The 14,031-nt window shown below is 66.7% G+C and carries 14 protein-coding genes; 9 read left to right on the forward strand and 5 right to left on the reverse strand.

The features are described from left to right. Positions 1-77 precede the first annotated feature (77 nt). The 4 genes from GA0070624_RS35775 (at position 78) to GA0070624_RS16805 (ending at position 5,327) form a co-directional block, all read left to right on the forward strand. Positions 78-800: a hypothetical protein gene (locus GA0070624_RS35775; RefSeq protein WP_245718828.1), complete on the forward strand. Its 723-nt coding sequence runs from the start codon at positions 78-80 to the stop codon at positions 798-800. Beyond that, positions 767-3,052: a coiled-coil domain-containing protein gene (locus GA0070624_RS16795; protein WP_245718829.1), complete on the forward strand. Its 2,286-nt coding sequence runs from the start codon at positions 767-769 to the stop codon at positions 3,050-3,052. The genes GA0070624_RS35775 and GA0070624_RS16795 overlap by 34 nt, the downstream gene beginning before the upstream one ends. Then, positions 3,049-4,326, forward strand: a complete 1,278-nt coding sequence (locus GA0070624_RS16800) for a DUF2399 domain-containing protein (RefSeq protein ID WP_091342218.1) — start codon at positions 3,049-3,051, stop codon at positions 4,324-4,326. Before GA0070624_RS16795 ends, GA0070624_RS16800 begins: the two co-directional genes overlap by 4 nt. Before the next feature lie 302 nt (positions 4,327-4,628). Beyond that, a complete protein-coding gene (locus GA0070624_RS16805) occupies positions 4,629-5,327 on the forward strand; it encodes a maleylpyruvate isomerase N-terminal domain-containing protein (RefSeq protein WP_245718830.1) in 699 nt (232 codons plus the stop codon). 12 nt (positions 5,328-5,339) lie between these two features. On the opposite strand, the gene GA0070624_RS16810 is transcribed toward GA0070624_RS16805, so the two are convergent. After that, the gene (locus tag GA0070624_RS16810; protein ID WP_218105175.1) at positions 5,340-5,603 is read right to left on the reverse strand and encodes an RNA methyltransferase; all 264 of its coding nucleotides are present in this window, start codon (positions 5,601-5,603) and stop codon (positions 5,340-5,342) included. Positions 5,604-6,221: 618 nt separating this feature from the next. Between GA0070624_RS16810 and GA0070624_RS16815 the strand changes: the two genes are divergently transcribed. Continuing rightward, on the forward strand, positions 6,222-7,496 hold the full coding sequence (locus GA0070624_RS16815) for a tyrosine-type recombinase/integrase (RefSeq protein WP_091342221.1): 1,275 nt from the start codon (positions 6,222-6,224) through the stop codon (positions 7,494-7,496). A gap of 461 nt (positions 7,497-7,957) precedes the next feature. After that, positions 7,958-10,045 (forward strand): P-loop NTPase family protein, encoded by a 2,088-nt coding sequence (locus tag GA0070624_RS16820; RefSeq protein ID WP_141715057.1) that lies wholly within the window; start codon positions 7,958-7,960, stop codon positions 10,043-10,045. 178 nt (positions 10,046-10,223) lie between these two features. On the opposite strand, the gene GA0070624_RS16825 is transcribed toward GA0070624_RS16820, so the two are convergent. Genes GA0070624_RS16825 through GA0070624_RS35785 form a run of 3 tightly spaced genes read right to left on the reverse strand, consistent with a single transcriptional unit; the run spans position 10,224 to position 11,212 of the window. Then, a complete protein-coding gene (locus GA0070624_RS16825) occupies positions 10,224-10,421 on the reverse strand; it encodes a helix-turn-helix domain-containing protein (protein ID WP_176731733.1) in 198 nt (65 codons plus the stop codon). A gap of 39 nt (positions 10,422-10,460) precedes the next feature. Then, positions 10,461-10,769 (reverse strand): transposase, encoded by a 309-nt coding sequence (locus GA0070624_RS35780; protein WP_245718831.1) that lies wholly within the window; start codon positions 10,767-10,769, stop codon positions 10,461-10,463. Further along, on the reverse strand, positions 10,742-11,212 hold the full coding sequence (locus GA0070624_RS35785; protein ID WP_245718832.1) for a hypothetical protein: 471 nt from the start codon (positions 11,210-11,212) through the stop codon (positions 10,742-10,744). Before GA0070624_RS35785 ends, GA0070624_RS35780 begins: the two co-directional genes overlap by 28 nt. Before the next feature lie 139 nt (positions 11,213-11,351). On the opposite strand from GA0070624_RS35785, the gene GA0070624_RS16835 reads away from it, so the two are divergent. Then, positions 11,352-11,918, forward strand: a complete 567-nt coding sequence (locus GA0070624_RS16835; protein ID WP_176731734.1) for a transposase — start codon at positions 11,352-11,354, stop codon at positions 11,916-11,918. 30 nt (positions 11,919-11,948) lie between these two features. Here GA0070624_RS16835 and GA0070624_RS16840 read toward each other — a convergent pair whose 3' ends face one another. Next, positions 11,949-12,878, reverse strand: a complete 930-nt coding sequence (locus tag GA0070624_RS16840) for a LysR family transcriptional regulator (RefSeq protein WP_091342230.1) — start codon at positions 12,876-12,878, stop codon at positions 11,949-11,951. A gap of 228 nt (positions 12,879-13,106) precedes the next feature. Between GA0070624_RS16840 and GA0070624_RS16845 the strand changes: the two genes are divergently transcribed. Beyond that, positions 13,107-13,595: a flavin reductase family protein gene (locus GA0070624_RS16845; protein ID WP_176731735.1), complete on the forward strand. Its 489-nt coding sequence runs from the start codon at positions 13,107-13,109 to the stop codon at positions 13,593-13,595. Then, positions 13,586-13,987, forward strand: a complete 402-nt coding sequence (locus GA0070624_RS16850; protein ID WP_091342236.1) for a nuclear transport factor 2 family protein — start codon at positions 13,586-13,588, stop codon at positions 13,985-13,987. The genes GA0070624_RS16845 and GA0070624_RS16850 overlap by 10 nt, the downstream gene beginning before the upstream one ends. Positions 13,988-14,031 lie beyond the last annotated feature (44 nt).

The raw sequence follows: 14,031 nt of genomic DNA on the forward strand, positions 1-14,031 counted from the left end.
GCGCCACTGACATCGTCGGGCCGAGAGTCCTTGCTGGCATCCAGATGATCAATATCTCGCGGTTGTCGACCCATCCCGTGCCAATCACCTCACGAGGACTGATCACCGTCGCGGGACAGGGCCCGTCGGACTCCAACGGCGCCGGAAAGTCGTCATTCATCGCCGGGCTCAGCCTGCTGCACGCCGACGACCAATGGCGGCTGCAGTCGGGTGCGCAGGCCGCCGCTGAGCTGCTGTTCACCGCGGAGCTAGCCGGGCAGGAAGTCGTGCACGCCAACGCCGACCACGGCTACATCATCGGCGTATTCGTCCCGCCAGCTAGCCACACAATCGCCGAGATCGAGGCGGATGCGTTGACCGTGTGGTTGCGGATCAACCGGCAGGCGCCGCACGTCGAGCTGCGGTGGAAGCCGCAGCGGCACGTCGCGTACGGCGACACGGAGAACGACCGGGCCGCCGGCGCCGACCAGCTGTGGGACACGCTGCCGTCTAGTAACGGCCGCACGAACATCCGCGCGAACAAGCTCGCCCGCACGTTGTACGGCAGGACGGTGCGGTGCGTGTCGTTCCTGTCGACGTCGGTGCGGGCCAGCGCGACGGCGAACCTGCTCGCCCAGCCGTTGAACGAACTGACCCCGGAGCGGATCTTCGACGCGATCGGTGCGTTGACCGGCCTGAACAGGGAGATCGACGACGAGCTGAAGGCCCGGCAGAAGGAGTACCAGCACGCGGTCGACGCCCAGCGTGCGCAGCACGAGTACGACGAGTGGAACAGGCGGGTCACGTCACCGAGGACATGATTCACGCTCGGGAAAAAGCCCGCACCTTGAAGGCCGACGCATACGACAGCTGGAGGTCGCGGTGCGCACGCTTCCTCATCGACGGGGTCGCCGCGGACGACGACCTGGCCCACGACATCGGCCAACTCGAAACCCGGCGTGAAGAGCTCGAAGCGAGCATCGAGATCGCCGACGTCAACCTGGAGCGGCTCACCGACGACAAGACGTTCGAGGTCAGCTATCGCCAACGGGTAAAGGCACACGAGGAGGCTCAGGCCGCAGTCAACGACCTGAAAGACCAGGAGAAGGGAAACGTCGCCCGGATCGAGGTGCACACCGGCCGGATCCGGACTCTACGGAAGAGCGCGGAGGCCGCAGACGGGCGGACGCAACCCGAAGCCGAGCACGAACTCCGCGAGGCGGAAGCCGCCATCCAGGCCGCGCAGCGCAACAAGGGTGTCACCCAGAAGGCTGTCCAGCAGGCACGCGAGGCTCTTAACGCAGCGGAACGCGGCGAGGACGTCGCGGTGGCCCAGGTCCAGGCGCTGCGTGACCGCGGCATTACGGGCATTCCACTCGTGGACGCGATCTCGCTGACCGAGCAGCAGCGGCCCGTGTGGGAGGCGCGGCTGCTGCCGTACCGGCATGCGGTCGTTGTCACCGACGCGGCCGAGGCGATGAAGGTCCTAACGACGGTGCCTGGCTCGTTGCTGGTCGAAGCGGACCGCGACGGGAAGCCCGGCGGCCTGGACCTGCCCAACGCCCCAGACGCGACCATGACCGTGAATCGGTTTCTGACCGCGCTGCGCGACCGCGCCGACGACGACACCGGCCGGATTGACACGACCGCCGGCGTGTACGGCATCGCCGGGTTCACTGAAGCGATGACCGGTCGCGCCGGCCGCATCCAGGCCGCTCTCCACGTCTTGGAGGAAACGTCCGCCGCCGACGAGGCCGCCGACGCCGACGTTCGAGCCGCCGAACGTGCCCGAGACCGTGCCGCCGAACGCGTCGCCGCCGCCAAAGCCGCACTCGAAGCGGACGACCTCGATGGTCAAGTCCGGAAGCTGCGAGTGCAGAACAACCAGATCAGCGACAAGCTGTCTGAGCTTGCCGGGCCGCTCGGCCGGGCCAAGGCGGCGTACGAGACGGCATTGGGAGAGAAGAACGCCCGCGACGAGCGGATCGCGACGGCGAGGGCACAGTTGAACGCGCTGCGCCGGGAACTGCAGCAAAACCGGGAGACGTGGCAGGAGAAGACCCAACGACGGCAAGCATTGGACCTGCCGCGCCGGCATGAGGCGTGGGCGGGAACCGTCGCCTCAGCGGAACAGCACCTGCTTACCCTCACCGAGCAGGAGCACGAGCGGACCATCGCGGAGTGGGACGACCTGTGCGCTTTGCGGGCCGATCAGCTTCACCGGGCATGTTTCCCGCCCGGAACCCCGGATGAGGCGCTTCCAGAGGAGCTGAAAGTCGTCGACCAGCAGCGCCGCGACCGTAAGCTCAACGCCCACATCCGCCTCACTCCCCAAGTGCTTCGGATCATCGGCACACACCTCGACGACCTCGAAGACATCGACCGGCAGCAACTCGACCAGATCCAAAACGGCCGGGCCAACCTCACCCGCACGTTGGTCAGCGCCGAAGACCACTTGAGAGAGGCACGTTTGGCGTCCACGGCGCTGCGGGCCACCCTGGCGAAGGCCATCAAAGCGAAGCTGAAGCAGGTCTCCGACGAGTTCGACAACCTCGACCAGGCGTACGGGGGGTACGGCGCCGGCCTCGACTACCCCGAGCCGGAACCGCCGGCCGACCCGCAGAAGTCCTGGCAGTGGACGGTCACCCCACGCTGGCGACGCGGCGAGGGGAAACCCCTGTCATCGTACCGGCTTCGCGGCAACACCGCGCAGATGGACGACAAGGCCGTCAAACTTGTCTGCGCCGCCGCGCTCGCCGGATCCCAGGACCGGCCGCTGCTGCTCGTCCTCGACGAACTCGGCCGTAATCTCGGCTCCGCCCACCGCCGCGACGCGGTGGCTCTGTTCGAGAACATCGGGCGGGACCGCGCCATCAGCGTTGTCGGCGCCCTGCAGGACGACATGGAGCGGTACGCGATCGGCTCTTCGAGCCTGTACATCAAGCTGCGGCGAACTTCCGATGCGTACGCGTACAACCAAGCACCCGTCGTCATCGGCAGCGAGACCGAGGCAGCCCGCGTCGAACTCCTTGCCGAGTGGATGACCTCCTACCGTCCGGAGCCGCAGACGTGACCACTCCCGACACCGACCAGGACACCGAAATCACCCTCACCTGGATCGACCGGCCCGGGCTTGTTGCCTACGCGCCGGTGCCGGCAAACGGCCGGTACCCCCGGGACAGCCGGAACCGGCCGTGCCCACGCACTGCCCGCCTGCGGACTGAAACCCCACACCTGCCGCCGCACCGGCCCGCCGGGCTGCTCAGCGACACCGACTGGGCGTGGATGATCCGCAGCGAGCACACCTGGCCCCACGTCGCCGCCCGACTCGGTACCCAAGCCGAAACGATTGTGTTCACCCTTGCCCGCGCGGGCTGCGTCACCATCGGCTACGACCTCAAAGGCAGCAGCCTCGCGCCGACACCCAAGCGGGTCTACCCGCACCCCGACCTCGCCGCCGCCGAGCAGGAGCGCCGAACTGCCCGCCGCGACCAGCGAACCACGCTGCAGACCCGTGCCGCCGACCTCGCCGCCGACCTGCGCGACGAATGGCCCGGCGTCGCTCAGGCCCTGGGTGCCACCGATCACCCGGACCGGCTCGGTTGGGTAGTCAACGCCGCCGCCGACCTAGCGGCCGGCGTCGTCCACGATTCCGTTCGCGCGTTCGTGCAAAACCATGCCGGAAACACCAAGGCGCGCGACGACGTCCAGCGGCTGCTGGCCGACCTCGGGTTCGAACCCGACGCGATCGCCGCGCTCGGCCTGTCCCGCAGTCCGTACATCGGCATCGGCGGCCCGATCCGGCTTCGCGCCGGCGACACCCGTGTCGACCTATCGCCGCTACCCGGACCACACGACATCCGCCTCAGCCACCGCCACTCGATCAACATTGACGTCCGTGCCGGCGCTGGCCTGCTACTAATCATCGAGAACCGGCAGGCCGCCGAAACGCTTTGCGATATGGACCCGGACCTGCCGGTCATCTGGTGCCATGGACAGCCACCCGATCCCGTCGTCAAACTGATCACGGAAGCAGCAGCGCAAACTCCCTCGACGCTGATCTGCACCGACGCTGACCTCGGCGGCGTACGGATCGCTGCCCGGATCCGCGACCGCCTCGCCGCAGGCACGACCGTTCACGTCATTGACGTCGGCGTTGCCGAACACAACCCCGGCCGGGCTCTCTCGGCTCACAGTCGCACTCAGCTAGAACGATTTACGATCAGGCCTGACCAGATCGGAGCCTTCGCCCGCAGTTGCCTCGACCGCGGCTACGCCATCGAACAGGAAGCAACCGCAAGAATGGCGCTGGCCACCGCTTTGAAGCGAACTCCAGACTACGGGTAGGGGCCGTCCGTGGCCGCTGCAACGTTGCGCTTGCCGAAAACCTCGTCCACGCAGGTCACGCAGGTCACGCAGCATTGAGCCTTTTTCATCGTGACGGTGCAGGTCACGGCAGGTGGAACCCTGGCGCGCCAGTGCCACGGCGCCCGCCGTGTCGGCTGTGAAAATCGCTGTCCGGTTGCCGGAGCACAGTGTTAGAAAGCCGGGGTGCACAAGATTCTCACGTTCTCTGATCATCTGCGGCTGATTGACGAACGACCGCCTTCCGCGCCGCGGTCGCTGCGGCGCCCAGCCTCGACGTGCCGGTGCCGAGCTGTCCGGGGTGGACGCTGTTCGATCTCGTGCAACACGTGGGCATGGGCCGCCGCAAGTCGGCCGCCATCGTCGCCGCAGGGCCGGCCGACGCTCCCCCGGAGAAGTCGGCTTGGGAGGACGGCACGGGTGCGCCTCGGGAACGCGAGGCTCTCCTGGCCTGGTGGACCGAGTCCGTCGAGCGACTGACGAGCGCGCTGCGCGAGGCCGGCCCGGACCGCGGTTGTTGGACGTGGTGGGGTGACTCGCAGTCACCGCAAACCTCCGGTGCATGGGCTCGGCGCCAGGTTCCCGAGATCGCGGTGCACACCTACGATGTCCAGCTCACCGTGGGGGACCCGGAGCCGCTGCCGGACGAGGTCGCCCTCGACGGTTTCGACGACTGCCAGTTCACCCTCTGCTCGACGGATGTCGCCTGGCCGCACGAACCCGCCGTCGTCGATTACTACGCCACCGAGGGCCGCTCTTGGCGCCTTCGGCTGTCCCGCGACGGCGCATGGACCGCCCGCCTCGGCGCGCCGGCTGCCAGCGAGGACCCGGACCCGGACACGGCCGACGCCTCCGCCCGGGGCACGGCCAGTGATCTGGTCCTGTTCTTTTACGGCCGCATACCGCCGGATTCTCTGAAGCTGGAGCTGGACGGCGACCGTCGCATCTTCGATCAGCTCATCGCCTGGGACCCGTCCGTGTAACAACGATCCCTTTTATCCTGCGTAGGCCGGGTTCTCGACGTGGTGCAGAACCAGGATCGCTTCGTCGGCCAGCTCCACACCGACGATGTGCGCATCGTTGTCCTTCTGGGTGCGCAGCCAGCCGGTTGGGTCGCCGATTCGGTGTACGCAGCTGGGCCGGCGTAGCCTGTTGCCGCGGGCGACGGCCTCATCGATCCAGCGGAAGCGGGGTACGGCCAGGCATGCCCCGACGGCGTCGCAGGTACGCAGCAGGGTGCCGAGATTCGCACCGTGCATCGGCCACAACGGGGCGGCGATCAGATGGTCCCAGTATCGGTGGGAGCGGGGTCGGCGGGCGGCCCGGATCTCTCGGCGGGGCCGTACCCGGATCGACGGGCTCACTGGACGGGAGCGCTCACGCTCCGAGGGTCAACGTTCATGGGGGAGTGGTGCTTCGCGGCGCACCCGACCATCGACGAGTCGTTGAGAACAGCGAGCGTGGCGTGAGCCATCCTGCGGCCCGCGTCAAGGCTGGGGATCGGGCGTACTGATGCCTCTGTTGGGGTGTTGCAAGTGTGCTCCACAATGGCCTACCGTCAACGCATGCACACCGCTTCCCAGCGGATGTGCTTGGAACATGTGGCCGAATCCCCCCTCGGACACAAGATCAAGAACTCGCACAGAAGGCCGTTGACCTGGCATTACTCAGGTCAGCGGCCTTAGTCGGTTCTCGGTCTGCTGCCGCCGAGGGAGCACCGAGGGAGCACGGGCCCGGACGGGCGTCGTCGGGAACAACTAGCGGCGCGATCTTGAGCCGCCCCGACAAGACGGTTACGGTCCCACTGTTGCGTATAGGTGCGCTCGGCGGCAGAGCCCGCAGAGGCGGGGTTCGAGGCCGCTTCACGTGGAGGAACTGTGGCAGGGCTGGAAAGAAGGACGACGAACGGCGGGAAGACGATTCGCTGGCGGGTGAAGTGGCGCGACGGCGGCCGCCGCGACGGCCAGCAGGTCAGCCGGACGTTCGACTACCAGGCCGACGCGAAGCGCTTCAGGACGCTCGTCGAGGCCGCCGGCGAGCGGATGCCGTCGCCTGAGCAGCTGGTCGAGCACGGGTTCACCGCCCTGCTCCCGGCCGGCGTCGTCGCCCCGGCGCCGGAGCCGGTCCAGGAGAAGCTGACGTTCCGGGCGTACGCCGAGGAGTGGCTGGGCACGCTCGTGAAGCCGCACCCGGAGACGATGCGCAAGTACCGGGAGCGCCTGGAGAAGCACGTCTACCCGCGGCTGGGCGATCGGCCGATCGTCGAGATCACCCGGCGGGAGATGCGCGAGTGGCAGCAGGGCTTGCGCGACGCCGGGGAGCTGGGCCGGACCCGTCCAGGAGAGCTGCCAGCGGGCCCGGTGTCGGCGAAGACGATCGCCAACATCCGGGGTGACAGCGTGGTGCCGATCTTCACGGCGGCGTGCCGGCCCGGCGAGGACGGCGAGCCGGCCGTGCGGACGTCGAACCCGATGGACGGGCTGCCGCTGCCCGAGGGCCCGCGCGCCGAGCGGGACATCCTGGAGAGCCCGGACGAGGCCCGGCTGTTCCTCGAGGCGGCGTACGCGGTCGACCCGGAGGCGGCGGACCTGCTGCTGTGCAAGCTGGCGACCGGGCTGCGCTGGGGTGAGGTGTCGGCGCTGCCGCCCCGGGCGGTGAACGTCGCCCGCAGCACGGTGTCCATCGTGCAGGTCCTGCGGAAGGTGAACCGGCGGTGGGTGGTCGAGCCCAAGCCGAAGACGAAGCAGGACTACCGGGAGGTACCGCTGCCGGCGTCGGTGATGCGGATGGTCGCCGAGCGGGTGGCGGCGGCCAGCCGGGAGCAGGGGCGGCAGTTCGTGTTCGTGGCGCCGCGCGGGAACCACTGGCGGTACGAGGACTTCTACACGGACCGGTTGGTGAAGATCCGCGACCTGGCCCGAGAGCGGGGCCTGCCGCGCCGGATGACGATGCACGGGCTGCGGCACTCGCTGCTGACGCTGCTGGCGACGGAGGGCGTCGACCTGGCGGCGCTGCGGACGATGGCCGGGCACGCGAGCGTGACGACGACGATGAACGTGTACGTGCACGCGACCCGCCGGCACCACGAGCCGGTGCGGCAGATCGTGGGGGACTTCCTCGGCGTCGAGAAGCTGGCGGCCGCCGGGCGGTAGGGCATCCTGGCTCCATGCCGGGCGCTGAGACCATCGGTTGAGAGTCTGTGCCAGAGGCCCAGGGTGCCAGTGCAGCGGCCGACAGCTCAATAGAGCCGTGGGCCGCCATCCTCATCTGGGCCGATCGTCCAGCCGATCTCTTTCTCCCGACTTCCCGAGGGCAGTCGTTGAGGCGCTGCACGTCCTCGTGCTCCAATGCCATCCCTCTTCTAGAGCACGGCCGTTCAAGGAGCGATGACGGTCGGGCCCGACCGAACGGCCAGCTGCCGAAGTCTGCATCGGTCTGTCACCGCTGCCAGAAGTGGACGCCCTTGACGGGAAGCGCAGGCGCCATCAACCGATCATCAAGGTTCAGGGTCCGAACGGGGATCGATGAGCCTCGCTGATCGCCGCTACTCTCTCCAACACCCAACAAACTTGGTCCGAGTAGGACAGCCCCCGAACCTCTCGTGGAGATGTGGATGTCAGACCTGGAAGCCCTCACCAGTGATGTCCGACAACAGCTTGAGGCGCTGGAGGAGTGGCTGGGCGCCGAGCCGTCCCTTGGCCACGACGACGTACACGAGCACCGGAAGGTCGACCGCGAATGGCTGGCCACGGCGATGTATGCAGTCCATCAGCTCAAGGTGCGGGCAGCGTCGGCGCTCATCAATGTGGCATTCGTCGGTCAGTTCTCGTCGGGCAAAAGCTTCCTCATCAGTGGCTTGGTCGGGATGCTGGACTACGAGGAGGTCATAGGCGACGACGACATGCCGTCCGAGCAATACCTGGGACTGCTGTATTCGGCCCCCAAGCACACGACGGCCTGCCCGGTAACCGTCGTGCCGGTCACCGCCGCCAGTGATGTCGACGCCTCCGGCCGGGGATTCTTGCGGGTCCGGTTCACCGACAGCCGGGAATGGGAGGCGATCGGCAACTCGGTGCCGCCGGCCGTCGTCGCGGCCTACACCACGCAAGACCCTCGGCTGGATATCAACCGGCTGAGCGTCGACCACCGCAGCCGCCAGGTCGCGGAGGTGGAGATCCTGCTGCGCGACTGCCGCATCCCGGGAAAGCTCTACGACCTGCCGGGGCACGGGTCAATCGACCCACAGCACGACCAGATCGCCGACCGTGCCTGGCACGACGCCGACTGCTTTGTCTTTGTCACTCAGGCGACCCAGACGGTGGGCCGGGAGGATGATGAGCTGATCCGCCGTTTGCACGACCATCACGTGCGCACCGGCAAGCCGGTGATCTGGGTGGTGACGGGCATTGACCGGGCGAATTCCACCAACCCTGGCGAGCACAGCACCGCGTGGCAGCAGACGGTTTCGGCGAACAACTCCTACCTAGTGGAGAGGTTCCCGCCGGTGCAGCGGGACGCCTCGCCCGGCTTCATCGGGGCGGAAGGCTTCATCCCGGTCTCACCCGCGTGGGAGGCGTACGGCCGGTGGCTGATGGAGCAGGGCGACGGACAACGCCACAAGGGCCAGAACTACGCCCGCTGGAGCCGGATGGGTCGGCTGCGGGGGGTGCTGACCGACCTTATCGAGGCGGGCACGGGACAGACCCATCTGCGGGGGGTGGCTGAGGAGGCGCACCGGACCCTGGCCAGCCGGCTGAGCCTGTTGACGGAAATGCTGCACACTGCCCGCACACCGTTGGAGGAAATGGCGGGCGAGCGGGATCGGCTGCGACTGAGGCTGGAGCAACTGAACGCCACGATTCCGGAGTTCCGGGAGCGGCTGCGCGAGGACCTCCTACGCCGTATCCGCAATATGTCCCGTACATTCGACGGGCTGGCCGAGCACCTGCACACAGCGCTGGACGACGCAATCCGGGCTGCGGATCTCTCGAAGAAAAAGGAGTCGGAGGCTATCGAATCGCGACGTGCCGACCTGCTTCGCGAATGGACCAGCCAGCACGGGCCGGAGAAATTGTGGGAACGTGAGTCGCAGGAGTTCCTGGAGAATGTCTTCCAATCGGTGCAGACCATCCTCGGCGACACCACATCGGCTGAGCAGATGGGGTCAGCTAGCACCCAGATCGACCTGACCAGGCTCAAGACAGAACCCTCGCAACGCTACCGCACCAGTGGCCAGGACATCCTTCAGGACGTGTCGAAAGTGCTCGGCGTTGGGACGTCGATCGTGACCGCGATCGTGGCGGGTGCCGGCTTCATCAGCGGTCCGGTTGTCATCGTGCCGGTGGGCCTCTCCCTGGCCTTCGGCGTGGTCTGGGGATTGATCAAGCGCAACAAGTCCAAGCTCGCCACGCTTGACCTGCTGCGTCAGGTCTTGATCGACAACCTCGACGAGGTTGCGAAGGAATACGTTGTCTTGTTCGCTGCCGAGGCCGACGCCCGCGGCACGCAGATCCTGGATCGCGCCGTGGAGATCCTGTCCGAACGCGGAATCGAGCTGGAACGCCGGATCGACCTCGCCGAACAGGCGCTGCGGGCACCTGACAACGCCAGCCGCCGGGCGATCGTCGAGCAGCTCGCACCGCACTGTGAGCAGGGCGAGGAGCTGCGCGGACGCTTGGCCGCCCTCGCGGCCGCGGCGTGAAGGGAAAGCCTCCACAAGAAGCAGAGACTGACGCTCTACACCAACTCACGTGACCGTCGGGGGGACCGCGTAACCCAACAGGCGGAACAACCGTCTAGCAACCGAAGCGCGATCCAGCAGCTGGCGGCGAGCCAGAACGGGTCGGGGTGGCTAGGCGCCCGCTGCGGGGGCGGCCCTCCTAGGACGGTCTATGACGTGGGCGGCGGGCCAGAGCCGGGCACACCTGGTAGGCGGCTTCGAGGTCCGAGTCGGTGAAGCGGACCTTTCGGCCGAGGCGGTGACAGGGGACGCGGCCCTTGGACACCCAGCGCCGGAGGGTGGTTTCCGCGATGCGTAGCTTCGCCGCGGCCTCGGCGTAGGTGTAGTCCCTGGCCACCTCGTCCTCCTCCTTGTGGGGCTCGTAAATCGGGTCTGGCTATGCTGCCTGCGAATACTCATTGATCAACCCATCCAGGATCGGACGCCGTTTGATCCGGGCGGCGGTCACGTCCACGATGCGCGGTGGCGGATTTGGTGGCTGCTGTCCCAGTGAACGGTGCGGCCGATGATCGTTGTAGTGCGATGTGTAATCGGCAAGTACGGTCGCCAGGTGGCGTTCGTTGACGATGAGCATCAGGTCGGTGCACTCCCGGCGTACGGTGCCGACCCAGCGCTCCGCGAACGCATTCGCTCGAGGTGCCTGCGGCGGAGTCTTGATCACGTCGATGCCATCGGCGGTGAACACCGCGTCGAAGGCCGCAGTGAACTTGGCGTCACCCGGAAGCCCAGGCCGACCAGTTCACCTTGAATCCGGCGATGCCCCCACGACGGGTTCTCCGCCGCGAGTCGCAGCACCAGCTCACGGACCCGTCGGTCGACCGGTGGCCGGCCCGTCCGGGCATGCGGATATGTCCACCGCCGGGCGACCAGCTCACGATGCCAACGAAGCAGCGTCGCTGGGGTGACGAAGAACGCCGACCAGTACGGGCGGGGCAGCAGCCGCGACAACATTGCCAGCACCGCCCGGTCGGCCGGTTCGAGATCGGGGCGGTGCACTTGGCGGCGCAGCACCGCCACCTGATGGCGTAACACCAGGAGCTCAACGTCCTTGGCTCCACCGTCGCGGGCGAGCTGGGTCAACATCTGCAGCACTTGGCGAAGCAGCCGGTACACAAGGGACGCGATCACGGACTCCATTGTGTCGGCAACGCCGGCGTCGAGCAGGCGCAGCGCCGCGGGTCAGCCGGGGTAACCCAATTCTCGAGCCCCACAGGTCAACCAGCTCAAGGCCGTAATCGTCACCGCCGCCACAACGCTACGCGACACTTTGACCGGCCTGTCCAACACAGCGTTGATCCGCCACTGCGCCGCCCTGCCCGACACCGCCCCGACCGACGTGGCCACCGCCACCGTCTACACCCTGCGCCGCCTGGCCCAGCGCATCCAGACACTCACCGCCGAGGAACGTGAACTCCAGCGCCAGATCACCGCCGTGCTGAACTCGAACGCGCCACAGCTGCTGCACCGTCACGGGATCGGCCCCGACAGCGCCTCCGCGCTGCTGATCACCGCAGGGGACAACCCCGACCGGATGCACAGCCAGGCGTCCTTCGCCGCGCTATGCGGCGTCAACCCGATCGAGGCGTCCTCGGGCAAGACCCGCCGGCGCCGACTCAACCGCGGCGGCGACCGCCGCGCCAACGCCGCCCTCTACCGCATCGCCCTGACCCGATCACGGGGTGACCAACGCACCCAGGACTACCTCGACCGACGCAGCAGCCAAGGCCTCACCCGCCGCGAAGCCATGCGATGTCTCAAGCGGTACATCGCCCGCGAGATCTACCACCTGCTCCGCCAGCTCGATCCCATAGATCCGACCCCACGAACCGCTTGACAGAACATAGGGGCATCAGCGCCCTTCGTCCTATCTGGTCGACTGTCGGCTCCCCTGCCGAATGTCCGATGCCACTTCGGCGAATCTGGTTCGAAGCCAGGTATGCCCAGGATCAAGGTCATGTCTGGGATGCCACCAAAGCCATTCGGTGATTTCGGGTAGCTCCAGCGGAGGTTCGAGCATCCGTATCTCCGAGGCGACTTGCAGGTAGGGGCGGGTCCGGTGCGGAAGAAGAGTGGTCAGGGAGGTTCCCTTCAACAGGAATGCAGCTAGCAGGAAGCTGTCGACGGAAGACTCGACCCTTCTACGTATATTCCTTTCCTGTAGGTACCGGTCCGGTAGAGACAGCGACCGTCCGATCGAGTAGATGACGTGTGGTAACCGCAGATAAGTTTCCATGGTCATCTTTTTCTCAACTTCCACGTTGTCGACCCAGACGGCGCAGGACCAACGATCGCCCAACAGTTGCAATCCGGGAAACTCGGCAGCGGGCATCAACTCCTTTGGCTCGATGACGAAGTCCACTTCGCCAGACCGAAGCAACTGCGCCGCTTCGGGGGCACGCGGAAACACGTGCACGGTCACTCCTGGGGCATCGACGGCAAGGCGCCTGACGAGTGGCCCTACGAGGACGAGCGTGGCGTAGTCGGATGCGCTGATCGTAAAGCTGCGACTGTCCTTTTTAGGATCAAATGTCGCGCGGTCCTCTAGCGTGTGCTGGATCAGGCTGAGGATCTTGGCCAGCGGGTCGAGCAAGGCTTCGGCTTGCGGAGTGAGGCTGAGGTTGCGTCCTTGGCGTACCAGCAGCGGGTCAGCTAACATCCGCCGCAGCCTGCCCAGTGCGTTGCTCATGCCAGGCTGCGTCATGCCGAGCCGAGCAGCCGCTCGGGTGACATTGCGCTCGGTCAAGAGGGCATCAAGCGCCACCAGCAGGTTCAAATCGACGTTCGCCAGGTTCATGGTGGGGCTCCCAGGTATTGATGCAGCGATTGGTAGTGATACCAATCACAGTATTGCTGAATACCTCACCCGCTCCTAGCGTCGATGGCGTGCCACGGGAGCGACGGGACTACCGACGGCGATGCTCCTTCACAGATTCGGATGGTCGATGCCATGAGTCTTCAGTCGGCTACAGTCAGACCCTCTGCCCCGAGTAACGCGGTCACCGCTGACGAGTTCCGTGCCGCGATGCGGCGCCTGGTCACCGGCGTCACGATCATTACCGCCACCTACAAGAGCCGGCCATGGGGGATGACCGTTAGCGCCTTCACCCCGGTATGTGCAGAACCACCGACAGTCTTGATCTGTTTGAACAGGAACACGGTGCTCGCGGGCGCCGTGCAAACCGGCGGCCGGTTCGGGGTGAACCTGCTGAGCCAGGACCAAGAGTTCTTGTCTCGGCTGTGCTCGCGTCCCGGTATGCCAAAGTACCTCGACGACTACTGCCTACCCTCAGAGGGAGCGAGCGCACCGCTGCTGTATGACTCGCTGGCCGCCTTTGACTGCGACCTCGATGACGCCCGCGTAGTGGGCAGCCACATGGTGCTGATAGGGCTGGTGTCTGGGGTCTTCATCGACGGGAGCCGACGACCGCTGCTGTACGGGGCAGGCAGGTATCACGAGCCGATCGACTTCGACGCAACCTCGCGTCTAGGCGGGCAGTTGGCATGGAGCTGAAACAGATCGTGCCCGTGTTGCTCGACGCCTACAACAACCACAGCCCCACTTCGGTGGCACCCTGCTACTGCCTCGACGCCACCCACCTGGATGTCGCGACGGGTCGACCTCGACAGGGACGCGACGCGATCGTCGCCGGCCTCGGCTTCTTCCTGCGTGCATTCCCCGACGCCATGTGGCACGTCGAGTCGACCGCGGTCACCGCGCAGCACGCTGCGGTCCGTTACCGGCTGACCGGATCCTTGCAGGCCGATTTCGGCCCCTATACCGCTCATGGGCAGCCGTTGGAGTTACCGGGGGTGCTGTGGCTGACGGCCGGTGAAAGGGCTATCGGTCACAGCGCGGACTACTGGGACGCGGCCTCGTTCAACCGGCAGATGCAAAGCACCTGAACCTACGACACAATCACCCGCACCCCTAAGAAGGGAAGTCACCA

The organism is Micromonospora rhizosphaerae (assembly GCF_900091465.1).
Lineage (GTDB): Bacteria > Actinomycetota > Actinomycetes > Mycobacteriales > Micromonosporaceae > Micromonospora > Micromonospora rhizosphaerae.

Coding starts and splice junctions, on each gene's coding strand:
- GA0070624_RS16820 (WP_141715057.1), top strand. CDS start 7,958: ATGTCAGACCTGGAAGCCCTCACCAGTGATGTCCGACAACAGCTTGAG.
- GA0070624_RS16845 (WP_176731735.1), top strand. CDS start 13,107: ATGCGGCGCCTGGTCACCGGCGTCACGATCATTACCGCCACCTACAAG.
- GA0070624_RS16840 (WP_091342230.1), bottom strand. CDS start 12,878: ATGAACCTGGCGAACGTCGATTTGAACCTGCTGGTGGCGCTTGATGCC.
- GA0070624_RS16810 (WP_218105175.1), bottom strand. CDS start 5,603: ATGCACGGTGCGAATCTCGGCACCCTGCTGCGTACCTGCGACGCCGTC.
- GA0070624_RS16850 (WP_091342236.1), top strand. CDS start 13,586: ATGGAGCTGAAACAGATCGTGCCCGTGTTGCTCGACGCCTACAACAAC.